The 16,905-nt window shown below is 58.0% G+C and carries 17 protein-coding genes; 2 read left to right on the top strand and 15 right to left on the bottom strand.

Annotated features, from left to right (window positions below; all coding sequences use genetic code 11):
* The first annotated feature begins 91 nt into the window (after nucleotides 1-91).
* The gene (locus HUV30_RS04170) at nucleotides 92-2,227 is read left to right on the top strand and encodes a hypothetical protein (RefSeq protein ID WP_174404176.1); all 2,136 of its coding nucleotides are present in this window, start codon (nucleotides 92-94) and stop codon (nucleotides 2,225-2,227) included.
* A gap of 334 nt (nucleotides 2,228-2,561) precedes the next feature.
* Here the strand turns inward: HUV30_RS04170 and fliQ are convergent, their stop codons facing one another.
* The 15 genes from fliQ to HUV30_RS04095 form a co-directional block, all read right to left on the bottom strand.
* Nucleotides 2,562-2,831 (bottom strand): flagellar biosynthesis protein FliQ, encoded by a 270-nt coding sequence (fliQ, locus tag HUV30_RS04165; RefSeq protein WP_174404175.1) that lies wholly within the window; start codon nucleotides 2,829-2,831, stop codon nucleotides 2,562-2,564.
* 15 nt (nucleotides 2,832-2,846) lie between these two features.
* Nucleotides 2,847-3,659 (bottom strand): flagellar type III secretion system pore protein FliP, encoded by an 813-nt coding sequence (gene fliP / locus HUV30_RS04160; RefSeq protein ID WP_174404174.1) that lies wholly within the window; start codon nucleotides 3,657-3,659, stop codon nucleotides 2,847-2,849.
* A complete protein-coding gene (gene fliO / locus HUV30_RS18335; RefSeq protein ID WP_243452066.1) occupies nucleotides 3,580-4,278 on the bottom strand; it encodes a flagellar biosynthetic protein FliO in 699 nt (232 codons plus the stop codon). Before fliO ends, fliP begins: the two co-directional genes overlap by 80 nt.
* Nucleotides 4,271-4,837 carry a flagellar motor switch protein FliN gene (fliN, locus tag HUV30_RS04150; RefSeq protein ID WP_174404173.1) on the bottom strand — a complete coding sequence of 189 codons (567 nt, stop codon included), beginning with the start codon at nucleotides 4,835-4,837 and terminating at the stop codon, nucleotides 4,271-4,273. Before fliN ends, fliO begins: the two co-directional genes overlap by 8 nt.
* A 39-nt stretch (nucleotides 4,838-4,876) precedes the next feature.
* On the bottom strand, nucleotides 4,877-5,374 hold the full coding sequence (locus tag HUV30_RS04145; RefSeq protein WP_174404172.1) for a flagellar basal body-associated FliL family protein: 498 nt from the start codon (nucleotides 5,372-5,374) through the stop codon (nucleotides 4,877-4,879).
* Nucleotides 5,375-5,421: 47 nt separating this feature from the next.
* Complete coding sequence (locus HUV30_RS04140; RefSeq protein WP_174404171.1) at nucleotides 5,422-6,153, bottom strand: OmpA/MotB family protein; 732 nt, start codon at nucleotides 6,151-6,153, stop codon at nucleotides 5,422-5,424.
* Between the two features lies 1 nt (nucleotide 6,154).
* A complete protein-coding gene (locus tag HUV30_RS04135; RefSeq protein ID WP_174404170.1) occupies nucleotides 6,155-7,003 on the bottom strand; it encodes an OmpA/MotB family protein in 849 nt (282 codons plus the stop codon).
* Nucleotides 7,004-7,058: 55 nt separating this feature from the next.
* The gene (locus HUV30_RS04130; protein WP_174404169.1) at nucleotides 7,059-7,820 is read right to left on the bottom strand and encodes a motility protein A; all 762 of its coding nucleotides are present in this window, start codon (nucleotides 7,818-7,820) and stop codon (nucleotides 7,059-7,061) included.
* Between the two features lie 30 nt (nucleotides 7,821-7,850).
* Nucleotides 7,851-8,582 (bottom strand): YggS family pyridoxal phosphate-dependent enzyme, encoded by a 732-nt coding sequence (locus tag HUV30_RS04125; RefSeq protein ID WP_373869322.1) that lies wholly within the window; start codon nucleotides 8,580-8,582, stop codon nucleotides 7,851-7,853.
* Between the two features lie 141 nt (nucleotides 8,583-8,723).
* Nucleotides 8,724-9,638, bottom strand: a complete 915-nt coding sequence (gene era / locus HUV30_RS04120) for a GTPase Era (RefSeq protein ID WP_174404168.1) — start codon at nucleotides 9,636-9,638, stop codon at nucleotides 8,724-8,726.
* 378 nt (nucleotides 9,639-10,016) lie between these two features.
* Complete coding sequence (locus HUV30_RS04115; protein ID WP_174404167.1) at nucleotides 10,017-10,367, bottom strand: hypothetical protein; 351 nt, start codon at nucleotides 10,365-10,367, stop codon at nucleotides 10,017-10,019.
* A gap of 3 nt (nucleotides 10,368-10,370) precedes the next feature.
* On the bottom strand, nucleotides 10,371-10,976 hold the full coding sequence (locus HUV30_RS04110) for a DUF8043 domain-containing protein (RefSeq protein WP_174404166.1): 606 nt from the start codon (nucleotides 10,974-10,976) through the stop codon (nucleotides 10,371-10,373).
* A 161-nt stretch (nucleotides 10,977-11,137) separates the two neighbouring features.
* Nucleotides 11,138-12,877 carry a glycosyltransferase family 9 protein gene (locus tag HUV30_RS04105; protein WP_174404165.1) on the bottom strand — a complete coding sequence of 580 codons (1,740 nt, stop codon included), beginning with the start codon at nucleotides 12,875-12,877 and terminating at the stop codon, nucleotides 11,138-11,140.
* Between the two features lie 137 nt (nucleotides 12,878-13,014).
* Nucleotides 13,015-13,668, bottom strand: a complete 654-nt coding sequence (locus HUV30_RS04100; RefSeq protein ID WP_174404164.1) for a potassium channel family protein — start codon at nucleotides 13,666-13,668, stop codon at nucleotides 13,015-13,017.
* A 117-nt stretch (nucleotides 13,669-13,785) separates the two neighbouring features.
* Nucleotides 13,786-15,126: a TrkH family potassium uptake protein gene (locus HUV30_RS04095; protein WP_174404163.1), complete on the bottom strand. Its 1,341-nt coding sequence runs from the start codon at nucleotides 15,124-15,126 to the stop codon at nucleotides 13,786-13,788.
* A gap of 269 nt (nucleotides 15,127-15,395) precedes the next feature.
* On the opposite strand from HUV30_RS04095, the gene HUV30_RS04090 reads away from it, so the two are divergent.
* Nucleotides 15,396-16,904: a leucyl aminopeptidase gene (locus tag HUV30_RS04090; RefSeq protein WP_174404162.1), complete on the top strand. Its 1,509-nt coding sequence runs from the start codon at nucleotides 15,396-15,398 to the stop codon at nucleotides 16,902-16,904.
* The last annotated feature ends 1 nt before the right edge of the window (nucleotide 16,905 follow it).

Raw genomic sequence — 16,905 nt, 5'->3', positions numbered from 1 at the left:
CCTGTGCGCCCCCGTAGTTGTGCAGTGCCAGAGCCGGTAATGCATTGTTCCCCAAGATGCGCGGCTCGTAACCGCAAGCCCAAGGTACGCCATGTCACCCAAAGATACCCTCGATTTCGATACTGAAGACGATATCATTGAACTCACCGACATCGTTGAGGAAGGTACACCTCCTGCGGCTGATGAAGCGGCAGATGATCTTTTCGGTGCCGCAGACGGTGACATCGATTTCGAAAAGGAACTGGAAGACCTCTTCTCTGACGATAGCTCCGCCAGTCAGAAAGAGTCCGGCAAGGGAACTGGCGGAGGCCTGGATTTCGAATCCGACCTTGATGACCTTCTCGGCGGTCTGGACGGTGAGGACAAGCCTGCTGGCTCCGCCTCGGCATCCTCTTCAGCATCCACCGACGATGATTTTTCCGCTGAACTTGATGACCTGCTGAACTCGCAGGGTTCGTCTGCTCCGGCATCCGGCATCAACGACGACGACGATTTCGACGCAGACCTTGATGCCCTTCTGGGAGATCTGGATACGCCGGACACCCCCGCCGCAACATCTGCCCGAACCTCGGCAGAGGACGATCTCCTCAGCGAGCTGGGACTTGCACCGGAAACCCTTTCCAAGCCTGCCCCCAAAGCCCCTCCGAGTGCCGCCGAGAGCACCGGAACCACGGGCGACATAGATTTTTCAGAGCTTGATGCCCTCATAGAGGACATGGAAGTGCCCAAGAGCGGCAAGCCTGCCGCGCCGCAGGAAGACGACGGCCTGCCGGACCTTTCCGACCTTGACGCCCTGCTCGATGAAGCAGCGGCCGGAGAAGCCGTGCTCACCCCTTCAAATCACAACGCACCGGCAGACGATCTGGATGCCCTGCTCGACTCCCTTGACGGGGCTGAGATGGAACCGGAATCTGCCGCCGGGAATGGTGATGACGATCTTGATCTGGACAAGCTGCTGGCCGAAGCCGAAACAGCCAATGCTCCGCAGGCACAGGAACTACATCCTGCCGGCGACACGGACGACATAGACTCTCTGCTGGCGGATCTTGACGCTGTTCCCGCTCCGCCACCCCCGGCAGCCCCTGCCGCTCCCCTCGCGTTTGACCCCAACGAGACTCTGGACTCTCCCGACATGGGTGAACTTGATGCCCTTCTGGACTCCCTTGGCGGCGCCACAGAAGAGAACGCCCTGCCCGCTACCGCAGAAATCGAGGACATTCCTGAACTGGATGACATTCTCGGCGAAAGCACGCAGCCGGAACGCAGTGATGCGGCTCCTGTATTTGAAGAGGCAGACATAGACGATCTGGACGCCCTGCTTGCCGGAACCGAGCCCGGCCCTGCGCGCACCTCGGAACTGGATGATCTGCTGGATGCAGATGAGCCAGCTGCCGATGCGGAGACGGGAGCGGACGACCTTCTGCAAGATGCACTTGGCTCCGATACAATTCAGGACACTATTCAGGATACGATTCCAGACGCGGTTCAGGACACGGTTCAGGACATGTCCGGCCAGCCCGACCTGTCTGCGATCGCTGATATATCCGACATACCCGAAGAGCCAGCCCAGACTGACGCTGCAAGTACGGACGAAGGCGATATTGACGCCCTGCTCGGCGACGACCTGCCGCAGGAAGCCGACATCGACGCCCTGCTGCAGGACGTGGAAGAGCTACCCGCAGATGAAGCCGCCCTTGGCGCAGCAGCTAAGGACATTGCCGAGGACCTCATGGGAGATATCGGCGACACAGCCGAGGAAACCGAGCTGGACATGACCTCCCTTGACGATGCACTTGCCGAGGCAAGCGAATGCGTGGTGCAGGAAGCTCCCGATCTTGCCGCCCTTGCCATGCGCATTGCCGCCATCGAGCGTATGCTCTCTCCCTCTGAAGAGCATGTAGAAGACATCGTGGCACGCAAGATAGCCGAGGCCGCAGCCGAGGATGAAGCACGCATACAGCAGGATTCGCCTTCTGCCATCATGGCTGCCGTAGAGGAAGCCCTTGCCGAAGACGGCCCCATAATGACGCGCATCGTCACAATGATAGACGAAAAAATTGATGAACGTATTGGCGAAATAGAGCGCACCGTCTTCACCCACAAGGATTGGACGACCCACAGCCGCGAACTCAGGGATGACCTGAAGGACAATATTGAGCGTGCCGCCGCCAAGGCTGCTGCCGACATTATCCGCGAAGAGCTCGCCAGCCTTATCAGCGAAGAATAGGTTTTTTGCACACAGAACTGCCAAAGGCCGTTCCCTCTCCGGGAGCGGCCTTTTTCATTATGCTCCGCGCAGCGTTCTTTACAGTCTCCCTTACCGGCACGAATGAGCGTATCGAAAAGAAGCCATGCAGAAGAACGTCATCCACCGGATTCTGCCACTTCATACTCCACAGCGCAGCGCCTGCCTTATGTCAATCGCAGTCGTAGTACGCCGGACCTTGCCGCACATCATGTCCCCTTACGCGCAGCACGGACTGAACATATGTCACTGCAACATGCACGAAAAAGGCCGCCTCTCTGCAGAAGCGGCCCGTACGTAGCGCTGATGGCTCTCGTCATCTGACGTAATTGGGAATGTTGATGAACACATCCCGTGTGAAAGAGACCATCTGGTCCATGAGCCACGGAAAGGATATCAGCAACGCCAGAAAGATCGAAACAATCTTGGGAATGAATGACAGGGTCATTTCCTGAATCTGCGTGGCAGCCTGAATAACGGAAACGAACACACCTACAGCCAGCCCCACGCCGAGCATGGGCAGGGCAAGCATGAGGGAAAGTTCAATGGATTGTCTGGCAAAACCGATGACGAATTCCGGAGTCATGACTACCTCCCTGTCCTACAGGAGAAAACTGTTAACAAGCGAACCGGTCAGCAGGCTCCAGCCATCGACCATGACAAAGAGAAGCAGCTTGAACGGCGCTGAAACCATCATTGGCGGCAGCATCATCATACCCATGGCGAGCAGAATACTGGATATGACCATATCGAGCACAAGGAAGGGAATGTAGATGAGAAAACCGATGGTGAAAGCCGTCTTGAGTTCGCTGATGATGTATCCGGCCGCCAGCATGAAGGTAGGTACTTCTTCCTTGCTGCGGGGGCGTTCCATCTTGGTGATTGTATAGAAGATCGAAAGATCTTTTTCGCGGGTATGCTTGAACATGAAGGAACGCAGAGGAGCCTGCGCCGTATCGATCATCTTGTTGAAGTCGATTTCTTCATTGAGATAGGGCTGCACGGCCTTCTGGTTTATCTCTGTGGCCACAGGCATCATGATGGCAACGGTCATGAAAATGGCAAGGCTTGCCAGAACCTGGTTGGGTGGCAGCTGCTGCACGCCAAGTGCCTGACGCACAAAGTGAAAAACAATGATGATGCGCGTGAACGAGGTTACTGTCAGCATAATGGCAGGGGCCAGCGACAGAATGGTGAACATGAAAAGAATCTCGAAAAGAACTGAGACTTTTTCAGGCTCGGTCTGACCGGCTGCCAGTTGCAGCGACAGAGTGGGAAGCGTAATGTCCTGTGCCGCCTGCGCCAGCACCGGCAGAGCGCACACAAGGAGAAGGCTAAGAGGAAGAGTTCTGCTTGTCAGCGTCTTCCAGAATGGCCTTGAAGTCTGATGCGCTGGATTCGTTCGTGGGGTCATGCTCCGCTTCCATCTCTGTTAAAAGGTTGATCTGGTGATCGGTGACCCCCAGTAACAACCTTTTATTCAAGAAGCGTACCACCACCAGAGACTTCTTGGGCCCGAGATGAAACTGCCCCTCCACGGCAACCCCGCTGCGGGCAAGCCTGCCACCCAGCGCAGTCAGCTTGCCGAAACGCTTAAGCGCCCATATGCCCATGTACAGACCACCCAGAATAAGCAGTAAAATACCGATGGCCTGAAAGTAATTGCCCCACCCGGAGGACGGCAGGGGTGCGGTCTGCGTATCACCAGGTGTCGTGGTATTGACGGTCATATCGCTAGCGACGGATCCCGCTGACCCCGTGGCCGGTTCAGGAGCAGGCGCACCCTGTTCCGCCTTCTGCTGCGCATCCTGCTGGGCAGGCACCTCGGCGGAACCATTAACGGCCGCACGGAAGGTGCCTTCGGCAGCCGCCGCAACTGGCGAAGCTGGCTGGCCTGAGGAGGCGGCGGGCTGCGCCGGCTGCGTTGCCTGCGCAACATGCAAGCTCCCCGCAAGCGCGATAAACAGCACGGCACACACCAGTGCGCGGCAGGCCGCAGCTGCCGCGCTCTTCGGGCATAATACGTTAGGCAAGTTGCTTCACCCGTTCTATGGGGCTGATGATGTCCGTGAGGCGAACCCCGAACTTTTCGTTGATGACCACGGCCTCGCCGCGTGCCACCAGCTTGCCGTTCACGAATATTTCAAGAGGTTCACCTGCCAGCTTGTTCAGCTCTACAACGGAACCCTGCCCCAGCTGAAGAAGTTCGTTTATAAGCAGGCGCGTGCGTCCCAGTTCCGCAGAAACATCCAGCGGAATATCAAGGATAAAGTCCAGTTCGCGCTTGCCGCTGTCCGGACGCGGGCTTTTGGCCTCTTCCGTCAGGTCCTTGAACGTGGCTTCGCGTGCTGCCGAAGCAAAAAATGCCTGTTGCTTTTCCTTTTTCACTTGATCCTGCTCGTCGGAAGCAAGGGCTGCTGCCCACTCCGCGGCCAGTTTTTCGTCGTCGGGTGTACCGCCGGTCTTGGCTCCGCCGCCTGCCGCCGCTGCAGCTGCTGCAGCTTCGAAGGGATCGGGATCGCCCTCTTCCTGCGATTCAAGCGCTGCCGCCCACTGTGCTGCCAATTGATCCTGATCTATTTCGTCTGCCATATCTCACCTTCCTTGTGGAAAGGTTCAGGTTGCATGCCGTTACTGAATCACCAACTCGGTAAAATACACCCGCACCACTTTGGAGCCGCCCAGAATCTGGTTCAGGCGCGTCACCAGCTCATTCTTGAGAAGAATCTTGTTCTCAAGGGGGGCAAGATCCGCATAGGACTTGCTGGAAAGCAGCAGGATAACAGCATCACGCACCTTGGCCTGCGCAGCTTCCAGTTCCTTGGCGATCTCGGGATTGACCACTTCTACGTCCAGAGTCAGCTTAATGTACCTGCGGCCCAGCGGGTCCGCAAGGTTCACGAGAAACGTGGGCAGAGTGACCACCTGCGCATCCTTGGGGCTTGATTCACCCTGCGCATTCGCGTCCAGCTGCACCTGCTGGGGCTGGTCAGTCTCCCCGGTCGGCTTGCTGAAGAAGAACTTCCAGGCGACGAACCCGCCGCCGCCAAGCAGGACGAGCAGCAGAACTATCAGAATGATCCACTTGAGCTTTCCGCCTTTCTTCTTTTCCTTTTCCTCTTCAGCCACAGGCCTCTCCTTTCGTTTTGCCATCCGTCATGTCGTTTCCAGGTGCGCTACATGTAGCGGCCCATCCACTGGGTGGTCTTGAGCAATATTTCCACGCGCCTGTTCTGGGCGCGCCCACCTTCAGTATCATTATCCGCCACGGGTTTGTCAGGCCCGTACCCGCTTATGGAAAAACGAGTCGGATCAAATCCCATGGCAATAAAATAGTCCAGTACCACCAGAGCCCGCTTGCCTGACAGGACATAATTGTCCATCCCTGAAGAGGGCGACGTGTCAGAGAAACCGGCGATATTGCAGTCTGCAGTTGAGTACTGCAGCATCAGCCCGACCTGTTCCAGCAACGTTCGGGCGCCGTCGCTCAGTGCATAGCTTCCGGGTGCAAAGAGCAGGTCATTGGTCAGCACTATAGCCAACCCTTCGGGTTTTTCCAATATTCTCAGGTTTCTGTCCAGCGTGCTGACATCAATGTCAGGGGGCAGCACCTCATCGGGAAAAAGCAGGTCTTTTATTCGCTCCGGCTTGTCCAGCGCAGAGGCAGGATCTTCAAGCAGTTTCAGCAGCACCTGCACACGGGTGGGAACTTTGCCCGCACCCTGATGGCTTATGTAGTCCGTACGGCTCTGAAACGGGCTCATGCGTGCCAGCATGACTCTGTCCATGGAAGCCATGCTCAAAAGCAGCACGAAAAAAGTCAGCAGCAACGTCACAAGGTCGGAAAATGTAACAAGCCACGCAGGAGTTCCGCTTCCTCCGCCGCCTTTGTCCTTCTTGCGGGCCATGCTACTCTCCCGCTCCGGACTGCCCTTCGCCCGGCAATCCTAACCGGAAGCGGAAGTCCTTGTAATTGAATTCACCCTGACGCTCACGCGCCTTTTCCCGCAGCATGTCGATCTTGTCGATCCATTCCTTGTTGCGCTTGTCCAGCACGATATCCACACGTCTGTTTCGCTTGCGGCCTTCCGGTGTCTTTTCTGTCCACCTTGGCCGGTAGCTGCCAAATCCCTCTACGGAAAGCCGCTCAGGCGGCATGCCCCGCGATGTCAGATACCTGTACAGATTCATCACCCGCAAAAACGACATTTCCCACGAGGGAGAAAGCTGGCGTTCGGTTCCGGCCGGAAGCGCCTTGTAGTTTTCGCCCATTTCCTCCCGCAGGCCGGCTGTGTGACCGGCGAGCAGAAGCGGATGCGGCATGCGCAAAAACCACGGAAGCATGCGGTCAACCAGCCGCATTCCCCCGGAACTCAGCTCGACGGAGCCGGGGCGAAACAGCACCTCGTCGCTGATGGACAGTATCTGGACGAACTGGTTTTCCTGAAAATTCAAATCGCCGCGCTGATCGTCCCAGAGCATGTCCTTGAGCGGCTCAAGCGAATCCGTATCAAAATCCATTACCCCGGGTTCGACAATCCGGGCCTGATTGTTCACGGTAGCCGGATTGAAACTGCCCAGCCCTTCACCAAACTGGCCGGAAATGGACTGAAGCACGGTGAGTTTACGGCGTTCATCAATAACGGCCATACTCACCAGCAGCACGAAGAACGTCAGCATGAGTGTCATCATGTCCGAAAAGGTGACGAGCCATGCAGGCCCGCTTTCTCCGGCCTTCTTTTTCTTCCGTCTGGCCATGTCCGTTTCCGCCTTTTACCGCCCCTCGGGCGGGCCATGCCCGGCTGCGGGCAGGCTAATCACCGCTCTTGCGTTCCTTGGGGGGCTGGAAGCTCGAAAGCTTTTCCTGAATAATACGCGGGTTTTCCCCTTTGGAGATGGCGAGAATACCCTCCATCTGCATTTCCTTGATCAGGATCTCTTCCTTGCTGCGCGTCTTGAGCTTTCCCGCCATGGGGTTGAACACAAGGTTGGCAAGAACAGCGCCATAAAATGTGGTTATGAGCGCAACCGCCATGGCAGGACCGATGGAACTGGGGTCACTCATGGTCTGCAGCATCTGCACAAGACCGATAACCGTACCGATCATACCGAGCGAGGGGGCGTATTCACCAAGGGCCTTCACGATATCCTGCCCGCTCTCATGGCGGCCTTCGATATTGGAAATTTCTGTTTCCATGATTTCCTGAATGGCCTGCGGCTCAAGGCCGTCAACCGTAAGCTGCAACCCCTTGCGCAGATAGGCGTCGTCAATTTCCTTGATGATGGGTTCAAGAGAGAGAATGCCTTCGCGGCGGGCGCGGTTGGCGTAGTCCATGAACTGTTCGATGATGGTGGTGGGACTTTGAGCCTTGGCGAACAGGGTCTTTTTAATGACGCCGAACACGGCAATCACCTTGCCGAGCGGATAGTTCACCAGAAGCGCGCCGATGGTACCACCGAACACGATGAGGAATGACGGAATGTCGATGAAGATCAGCAGGCTGCTGCCCGCCATGATGGCGGACACCACAAGCCCGAAAGATATGACTATGCCCAGTATGGTTGCCAAATCCATGACAGTCTCTCTTCTCCCCGCTCATGCGGATCAGGCAGGACGTTCTCCGAAAATATCGGTACCCACGCGAACCAGTGTTGCTCCTTCCGCAATGGCTTGCTCAAAATCCTGGGACATACCCATGGAAAGGTGGGGCAAAGCCATGCCGAGGTGCCGCTCGACCTGTTCCTTAAGCTCCCGCAAGTGCGCGAAATACGGGGATGCCAGCTCGCCTATGCAATGAAAGGGCGGCATGCACATAAGCCCTCGCAGCCGCAGTTGCGGCAACTTGATAACATCCTCGGCAAAGGAAAAAAGGTCTTCAATGGCAACGCCGGATTTCTGCGGCTCTCTGCCAATGTTCACCTGAATGAGGATGTCTTGCACACTTAGGTCGCCACCGGTGCTTGTAACCGGCAGCATTGCCATACGATTTTGCAGATTCTGTGCCAACTTAATATTATCTACGCCGTGAATGAGGGCAAAACGCCCCACCACATCCCTGGCCTTCTTGCTCTGCAGGTGGCCAATGAAATGCCACTCAAGGCCCAGATGCGACAGGCATTCCTGCTTGGAGAGTGCTTCCTGCACATAACTTTCGCCAAAGACAACCTGCCCTTCTCCGGCAACAACCTCAACAGATTCGGCAGGATGCGTCTTGGAAACAGCCACCAGCGAAACGGAACCGGGCTGCCTGCCCGCCTTTCGCGCTGCCAGCTCTATACGTTCCCGCACCTCATGATAGCGCGCCGCGAGCGCGCCGGATTCCTGTTCAGACATCATATCAAACCCGACCATTGCGGCATCGCATATTCGCGGCGCCGCACAGTTTCATCCGTTCAACCGTGCCGCAATACCGGAACACGTCCGGATGCATTGACGGCATAACAAAAATGGCGGCCGGAGCCGCCATCTGTGCCTGTGCTACGAAGACATCCCCAGCATACGCAGGAAGCCGATATCCTCGGTCCAGCCTTCGCGGATTTTCACCCACAGCTCGAGATGCACCTTTTTGCCTGTCATCTCCTGAAGTTCCTTGCGGGCGGCGGTGCCCACGCTTTTCAGGGTAAGGCCACCCTTGCCGATGACCATGGCCTTGTGGGTCTTGCGGGCGACATAAATGATGGCGTTCACGATGATCCGGTCGCCGGTGTCTTCCCATTTCTCAATCTCCACAGCGGTATAATACGGCAATTCCTGACGCAGGTCGAGGAAGAGCTTTTCGCGTACCACTTCTGCGGCCATGAAACGCATGGGCATGGTAGAGAGCTGGTCGGCGGGATAGAGAGCGGGGCTGACAGGCAGTCTGGCTTTGATGTGATCCAGAATCTTGGTCAGGCCGTCCGCATTCTTTGCGGAAACGGGGAAAACTTCGGCATTGGGCCACAGCTTGCTGAGGCGCTCAAGAAAAGGCAGCATCTTCGACTTGTCGCGGAAGAGGTCCACCTTGTTAACAGCCACGACAACGGGGCGGGTCTCGTTCAGAATCGCCTCGCTCAACGGCTCGATGTCATTTTCAAAAAATTCCGGCTTGCGGATGTACAGGTCGGAGTCAAGCACCACCATGATCACGTCTGCACCGCTCATGGCCTGCCATGCGGTCTGCAGCAGAATCTTGTTCATTTTGCCGCGCAACTGGTGGATGCCGGGGGTATCCATGAAGATAATCTGCGCATCAGGGCGGGAAAGAATGCCGCTGATCTGGTGGCGGGTCGTCTGCGGCTTGGGGGTGACAATGGCCACCTTCTGCCCCAGAAAGGCGTTCAGCATAGTGGACTTGCCGGCGTTCGGCGGTCCCATCATGGCCACCCACCCGCAACGGTGTTCTGTTTCATTCATCGTATATGGTCTCCTGATCAGGTATACGCATCGGTATGTATGTTTTATCGGCCCCTGCTGCATGCGCCCGCCGGTATCTGCAGGCAGGATCATGTACAAGGTTGCCCGGATGCCGCCGGAATGATCGCGTGAGGAACAATGGCGTCTGGCTGCACGGGGTCGATTTCGGAACAGGCATGTTTCACATGACATAGCGGAAAGTCAAGCCTGCCGCTATCATTATATACGGAATCGGAAATGTGGGAAGGGAGTAAACCGCAAAATAATGAGGCACCACGCCAGTTGCGGCAGGTGCCGGTACAAAACAGGTGCTTCAGGCAAAAACAAAGGCCGGAAACGCGATATCGCATTTCCGGCCTGTCGTATCAGGAGGAAAAACTAACCCTGCTTGCTCACGAACTGGCTGTGGGAAGGCATTATGCGCGCCCCCTGCCTGTAGCCCTGAAGCCGGGCGGAGTGTTTTTTCGTTTTCTGAAGCTCGCTCTTGAGGGAGGCATGGAGCTTTCGTGCTTCTTCCGTGAGCAGCCCCTGCAGAGTCTGCAGCTTGAGCAGCTTGCACTGCAGGGCATCGAGCGCCACGCCTTCACGCTTGTCCCACGCCATGGTGATAAGGTTACCCCGGCGAGTTGCATTCTCATCGGCGGAGTCCACATCTCCCACGGCAAGAGCCTGAAGCTCCTGTTCCCCGAGAAACAGTGCCTGATCAAGCAATGTAAGGCTATCGGCCATAACTTACCCCTTGTTCACCTTGCGGATATCTTCGCGCAGCAACTGGATGACATTCTTCCAGCGATCAACGGCGGGAAGGAATTCGTATTCCAGCAAATCTGCAAGCAGAATCCAGTCTTCGTTTTCCATGACTTCAGTCATTTCACCGAACAGATCGGAAATTTCTTCCACACCGTCATTGAAGGCGGGGTGGTCCTTGAGGGTGAACTCGCTGCGCAGCACGCCGATCATGCCCAGGAAGTCACGCACGACCTGCAGAAGGTCCTGGTACATTTCCAGTGCTTCGGTATCGTCTGCCTGACGGAACAGTTCGGCAACGTGCTTTGCGCCGTCGCCCATGATCTGCACCACCTTGTAGAGTTCGCGGGTGATGCTCATGGCCATTTCGCCCACGGGTACGCTCTTGATCTCTACCGAAGTAATTTCGCTGGCTTCAATATCTTCGGCCTGATGCGGATAAATTTCGGAGAAGGGCTCGTTGTTCACCAGAACGTCGGTGACGATACGATTGTCCAGTGAGCCTTCTTCCATCACTTTCACCAGAATCTGTTCAAGGTTGGCAAAGGTGCCGACCTGAATATCAGTGTGCTGTCCATCGATAACAATCATTGTTCCCTCCTGTATACGGGGCCCCCCTGGGGCCATAATTTTCCGGTACGCCATTCTTAATACAAAAATTGTGCCAGCGCAGACAAACGCAAAAAGCACGGCAACCGCCGTGCATTCTGGTCAATACGCCGGAAACGGACATGCCCGGGCAGTCTCCGGAATCATGCCCCCAAATCTTGCTCCCCTGAACCTTGTTCCCCTGAATCCTGCTGCGAAAAAAGGCTGTCATGCCATGTGGCAACCAGCACCTTGTACTGCTCCGCCAGCACCAGCACGGTTGCAAGGTCGCTGCCCGCCTCCTGCGATTCGCACATCCACAAATAACCGAGCACATTCAGCAATCTGCTGTTGTCCCACAGGGTTTGCAGCCGCTGCCATGTACCCAGAAAACGCTGTTTGGTAGTTTCCGTCGCCCGCACGGCGAGCACCCTGCCCTGCTCCGCAAGCAGGTGCAGAAGCTGGACGGAAGCGGCAAGTTCGGCAACAGCCGTTGCGCGCAGTTCTGGCGAAAGAGATTCACTTTCCGCCAGCCCGATAACGGAACGGATGCCTACAGCGGCAAGCTGTGCCGCCGGTTCACGGTCAAGAAATTGACGATAGAAATACCGCTGCTGCCGCACCCAGCGGGTGCGGTCGGTATCCTCGTGACCGGAAAGAGACACAAGGTCCATGAAGCCCCCGTCATCCCTGCACGATCGCCACACGCGCGCCCCGCAGCCGGATTGCCCCTGCCCTGTTCCGAGTTCCGCAGGAACAGCCCATGCGCCGCTGTGCAGCCAATGGCGGGCAAGCGCACACACAGTTTCGGCCGTAATACGCCCGCGGCAGGCAAGCTCGTTGGGGCAGGGTTTGCCGAAGGGGCAGGGATGGCAGTCCATATCCGGCTCCAGCGTGCAGCTGCCCTCGGCATACGGGCCGGTGTCCCACGGCTGGGCCGTTGCCAGAAATACCGCCAGAACAGGCACGCCAAGACCGGCGGCAAGGTGCATGGTGCCTGTGTCGTTGGTAATGAGCAGACGCATGCGGGTGAGCAGTGCGGCCAGCACGGGCAGCGTGGTGCGGCCTATGAAATTTGCATGGGGTGCAGATGCCATCTGCGCATAGCGTCCGGCAAGATGTGCTTCGTTCCCTGCACCGAGCAACACGGGCAGAAGCCTTTCTTCGCGCCACAGCCTGTCGCCGAGTTCGGCAAAATGCTTCAGCGGCCAGCGCCTGCGATCTTCGCTTGCGCCCAGCTGGAAGGCCACATAGCCCCTGACGTCCTCGCTGGAAGCCGCTTCGCACAGCAAGGCATCGGCTTCTGCCAGACTGTCCGCTTCCGGCGCTCGCAGCTCGTACCGGCGTTCGCCATCGCCCAGACCGGCCGCCATGAGATACAGGTCCACCAGATTAAAGGGGCTGCAGCCTCGCAGGCGTGTGGATGCCTGCAAAAAGGTGCTCCACGGATCGCTGTTCACGCTGAAGCCGAAGGAATCCAACCCGAATCCGCGCAGACCCGCGCCATGTGCAGCCGCCGCGTCGCCGGACACATCCTGACCGGATGCACATTCGGACGGAACCTGACCGCTGCTGCGCGAGGCAAGGTGTGATGCCAGCAGTCGAACGCTGGTCGTGGCCGTCAGGTTCAGCACCACATCCGGCGCAAAGGAACGGGCCGGACCTTCACCCCACAGCCACAGGCTGCCCAGCGCATCGCGCCAGTTTCTGTCCAGCGCGGCCAGCAGGCCGCCGCCCGACAGGGGGTACACCGCGTCCACGTCCCTGAGCAGGGCCGTGGCTCCGGCAAAATTGTCCAGACACACCAGCCCCACACGACGCCCCGCCCGCGCATAACCGGATATGACCGGCTGGGTCTGCAGCAGATCGCCAAAACGGGTAAGATTGCAGATAAGCGTATTCATGGGCTTCCTGTACCGATGTTTCCGGACAGCCGCAGGACAATGCGCCCCGGGCGGATGTTCACCGTATCATGACAGGAACAATGGCAAATTATATCCCCGCGCGCAACGCCTCATGAACAAGGAACAGCGTGAACCGATCAGGGTTCAAGGTCCAGCACATCCTTTTCGTAGCCGATGACGGCAAGGGTTTCGCCGCGCTGCAAGGGCTTGTCCGCAGGAGGTACGAACGTATAGTCCTTCTCGCCGGGCTTGTGCATGGCCACAACCATGATGCCCTTGCCGGTGAGGTGCAGATCCATGAGGGTTTTGCCTTCCCACTTGTCCACCTCAAGCTCCTGCAGCACCACGCCGCCGCCAAGCTGCAGCAGATCCAGCAGGCCGGGGTTGGATATGCGGTGCGCCAGCGTAAGCGCCGCATCCTGCTCGGGCTGCACAATGGTCTCCACCCCGAGGCGGGAAAGAATCTTCTTGTGCTCCGGAGTAATGGCCTTCACAGCAAGGCGCTTCACGCCCATTTCCAGCAGGTTGAACACGATGAGGATGGAGGCCTCCATGCTGGAGCCCACACTGACCACCACCATGTCCAGATCCTGAAACCGCAGCTGGTGCAGCACGGTGCTGTCCTTGGCATCGGCTATATATACATGGTCGAGAACACCCTGCGCCTGACGGATACGGCTTTCGCCCGCATCAACACCCACAACGGAGTGTCCCTTCTCCACCAGCGCCTTGGCCAGCGGCAGACCGAATTTACCAAGCCCGATAATTCCGACTTCCAGCTTCTTTTTCATAATCCTCATCCTGAATGGAAATCTCTTCGCGTCCTGCGACACACCGGTACAGACAATGCCGCAGTCGCCATCTTACTCCGGGCAGGCCATAAAGGCCAACCCCGTACGCCAGCTGCATTATCCTATGGGAACATCGCTTTCCGGCCAGCGGTATCTGGTCTCGGACTGCATCTGCTGCAGAGTTGTCAGCAGCCATATGGGACCGATGCGGCCCATAAACATGAGCAGAGTCAGGCACAACTTGCCCGTTACGGAAAGTGTGGGCGTAATGCCGGTAGAAAGCCCCACGGTCGCGAACGCGGAAACAGTCTCGAACAGGTAATCCATGAGCTGCCCGCGCACCATGCGGTGAGGCACATCGCCGCCCTCGGTCACGGAAAGCAGCAGCGTGGCAAACAGCACGCTGGCAATGGCCGTGATGAGCAGGGCAAAAGTCTTGTTCATGTTCTGCGAACCCACGGCACGCCCTGCAACCACAACCTGAGCCCGCCCACGGAACTGCGCGCCCATGAACGACCACAGAATGCGCAGGGCGGTGGTTTTGATACCACCGGCGCAGGAACCGGGCGAACCGCCCACGAACATGAGAAAAATCATGATCATGAGCGAGACATTGGTCATGTTGCCTATATCCAGCGTGTTGAATCCTGCGGTACGGCAGGTGACGGACTGGAACAGGGAGCTGAGAACCGTCTGCGAAACAGAACCGTTCTGCGTGCCGCCGCCCATTTCCGATGCAAAGACCAGCACCGCACCGCCGAATGTAAGCAATGCCGAAGTGGAAAGAACCAGCTTTGCCGGATAACTGAGGCCTCTTCTGCCCAGATCGACACCGCGCGCAGCCCTGAGGCATTCATCTATGACGGCAAAGCCGATGCCGCCCAGCGTGATGAGCAGCATGATGACGGTATTCATGCCCCACGAGTGTTTCCAGCGCACAAGACTGTCGGGGAACAGGGAAAAGCCCGCGTTGCAGAAGGCGGAAACAGCATGGAACAAGGCACCGAACGGCCCCATGACTTCAGGGTCCAGCGCATATATCCACAACGCCCCGGCCAGTTCCAGAATAAGGACCATGCGCACCATGCGCACAAGGAAGTTACCCAGATGGAACGAGGGGTCGTGCAGCAGCGCCTGCCCCACGGCAAGGCGGTCGGTCAGGGATACCCTGCGCCGCCACAGATAAAAGACAAGGCTGGAATAGGTCATGATGCCCAGACCGCCGAGCTGGATGAGCCCGAGCAACACCCAGTGGCCCTCACGGCTGAAGGCGGTTCCGGTATCCACTGTGGCAAGCCCGGTCACGCAGACGGCCGATGTGGCCGTGAACAGGGCATCCACCCAGGGCAATCCGTCCGGCAGCACGGAGGTATGGCGCAGCAGCACCGCCCCCACCAGAATGGTAGCGGCAAACGCTGCAACCGGCAGGATGAACGGGGATAAGTATCTCCTTCTCATCCCACCCCCTTACGCCTGAGGCGCACCTGTGGCAAGAGGATGAAGCCACTACGCAGACTGTGCGCCTTACCAAACATAAACGTGCGTAAGACAAACACACTGGACGCGGCACCATGCAATGCCTATAGTGACTGTCGCGATGCCGTGGCTCAGCTCCGGTGTCTGTAGCGCGTTGCGGGCCATGCCCGCCCTGTGGACGCATTGCGGGACGTACCCGCTTTTTTTTGATCCTTCCCGGCCACGGCCGGAAACCATATTTGGAGGCAACCATGGATATCCGCTTTCAGCAGGCACCGGCAGCCGATTGGCGCGCCAACACGGCCATCGTGTTCGGCTTCAAGGACGAAAACCTCATCGAGCAGATTCCGGCCTTTGCCGATGCCGCTCCGTGGGTAACCATCACCCCTGCCCGCCACGACTTCCGGGGCGACAAGAATCAGGTTGTGGTCATGTACGGCCATCCGGAAATTCCCCTGCCCCGCTGCATTGCCGTGGGCCTTGGCGACCGCGCCAAGTTCACCCTCGACATCCTGCGCGGAGCCGTGGCCACCGCCATGCAGAAATGCCGTGAACTGAAGGTGGATACCTGCGCGCTGGACCTCGAAATCTTCAACAAGATCGATGAGCTTGATACCGTGCTGGTAGAAGAGGCTGTGGCCGCCGCCCTGCTCTCACTCTACACCTACGACTCGCTCAAGACCACCATGGAAGAGCCTGCCCACAGCCCCCGCTGGATGGCGCTGCTCTCCACCGAAACCAATTTTCCCGACGACTTGCATGCGGCAGCCCGCCGCGGCGAAGCAGCTGCCCTTGGCGTGATGGCCACCCGCGATCTGGTGAACGGCCCCGCCAACATCGTCACTCCCGCGCATATGGTGGAAAAGGCCGAGGCCATGGGCCGCAAGTACGGCTTCAAGGTGCGCTCCTTCAACGGTCCCGAACTGGCCGAAATGGGCATGGGCGCATTTGAATCCGTGTTCAAGGGAGCCGAAGAACAGGCAAAACTGCTCGTCATGGAATACGCACCCAAGGGAACGGAAAACGACGCCCCCATCGTCTTTGTGGGCAAGGGCGTTACCTTCGACACCGGCGGCATCTCCCTCAAGCCCAGTGCGGCCATGCATGAGATGAAAAGCGACATGGCCGGTGCCGCAGCCGTTATCGGCCTGTTTGAAGCGCTGGGCAATTCCGACATCAAGCGCCACGTGGTGGGCATAGCCCCCTGCACCGAGAACATGCCCGACGGACGCGCCACCCGCCCCGGCGATGTGGTGAAGACCCTTTCCGGCAAGACCGTGGAAGTCATCAACACCGATGCGGAAGGCCGCCTCATTCTTTGCGATGCGCTGACATGGGCGCAGAATGAATACAAGCCCGCCGCCATCTTCGACCTTGCCACCCTCACCGGTGCCTGTGTTGTGGCTCTGGGCACGGAAGTGGCTGCTGTATTTGCCACGGACGAAGCACTCTCCAAGCAGGTGCAGGACCTCGGCGGTCGCGTTGGCGACCGTTTCTGGCCCATGCCCCTGTGGGATCTGTATTTTGAACCGCTGAAGTCCGATGTGGCCGACATGATGAACGTGGGCGGACGCGAAGGCGGTGCCATTAACGCAGCCCTGTTCCTGAAGCAGTTCATCGGCGAAGGCGTGCGCTGGGCGCATCTGGATATCGCAGGCCCTGCCTACAAGTCGAAGAAGTCGCCCCTCAGCGTACCCGGCGGTACCGGCTTTGCCGTACGCACCCTGCTGGAAATCGTACGCAACGGCGTGGCTGAATAGC

The organism is Desulfovibrio subterraneus (assembly GCF_013340285.1).
GTDB classification, from domain to species: domain Bacteria; phylum Desulfobacterota; class Desulfovibrionia; order Desulfovibrionales; family Desulfovibrionaceae; genus Halodesulfovibrio; species Halodesulfovibrio subterraneus.
This window is presented reverse-complemented; position numbering and strand designations above follow the sequence as displayed.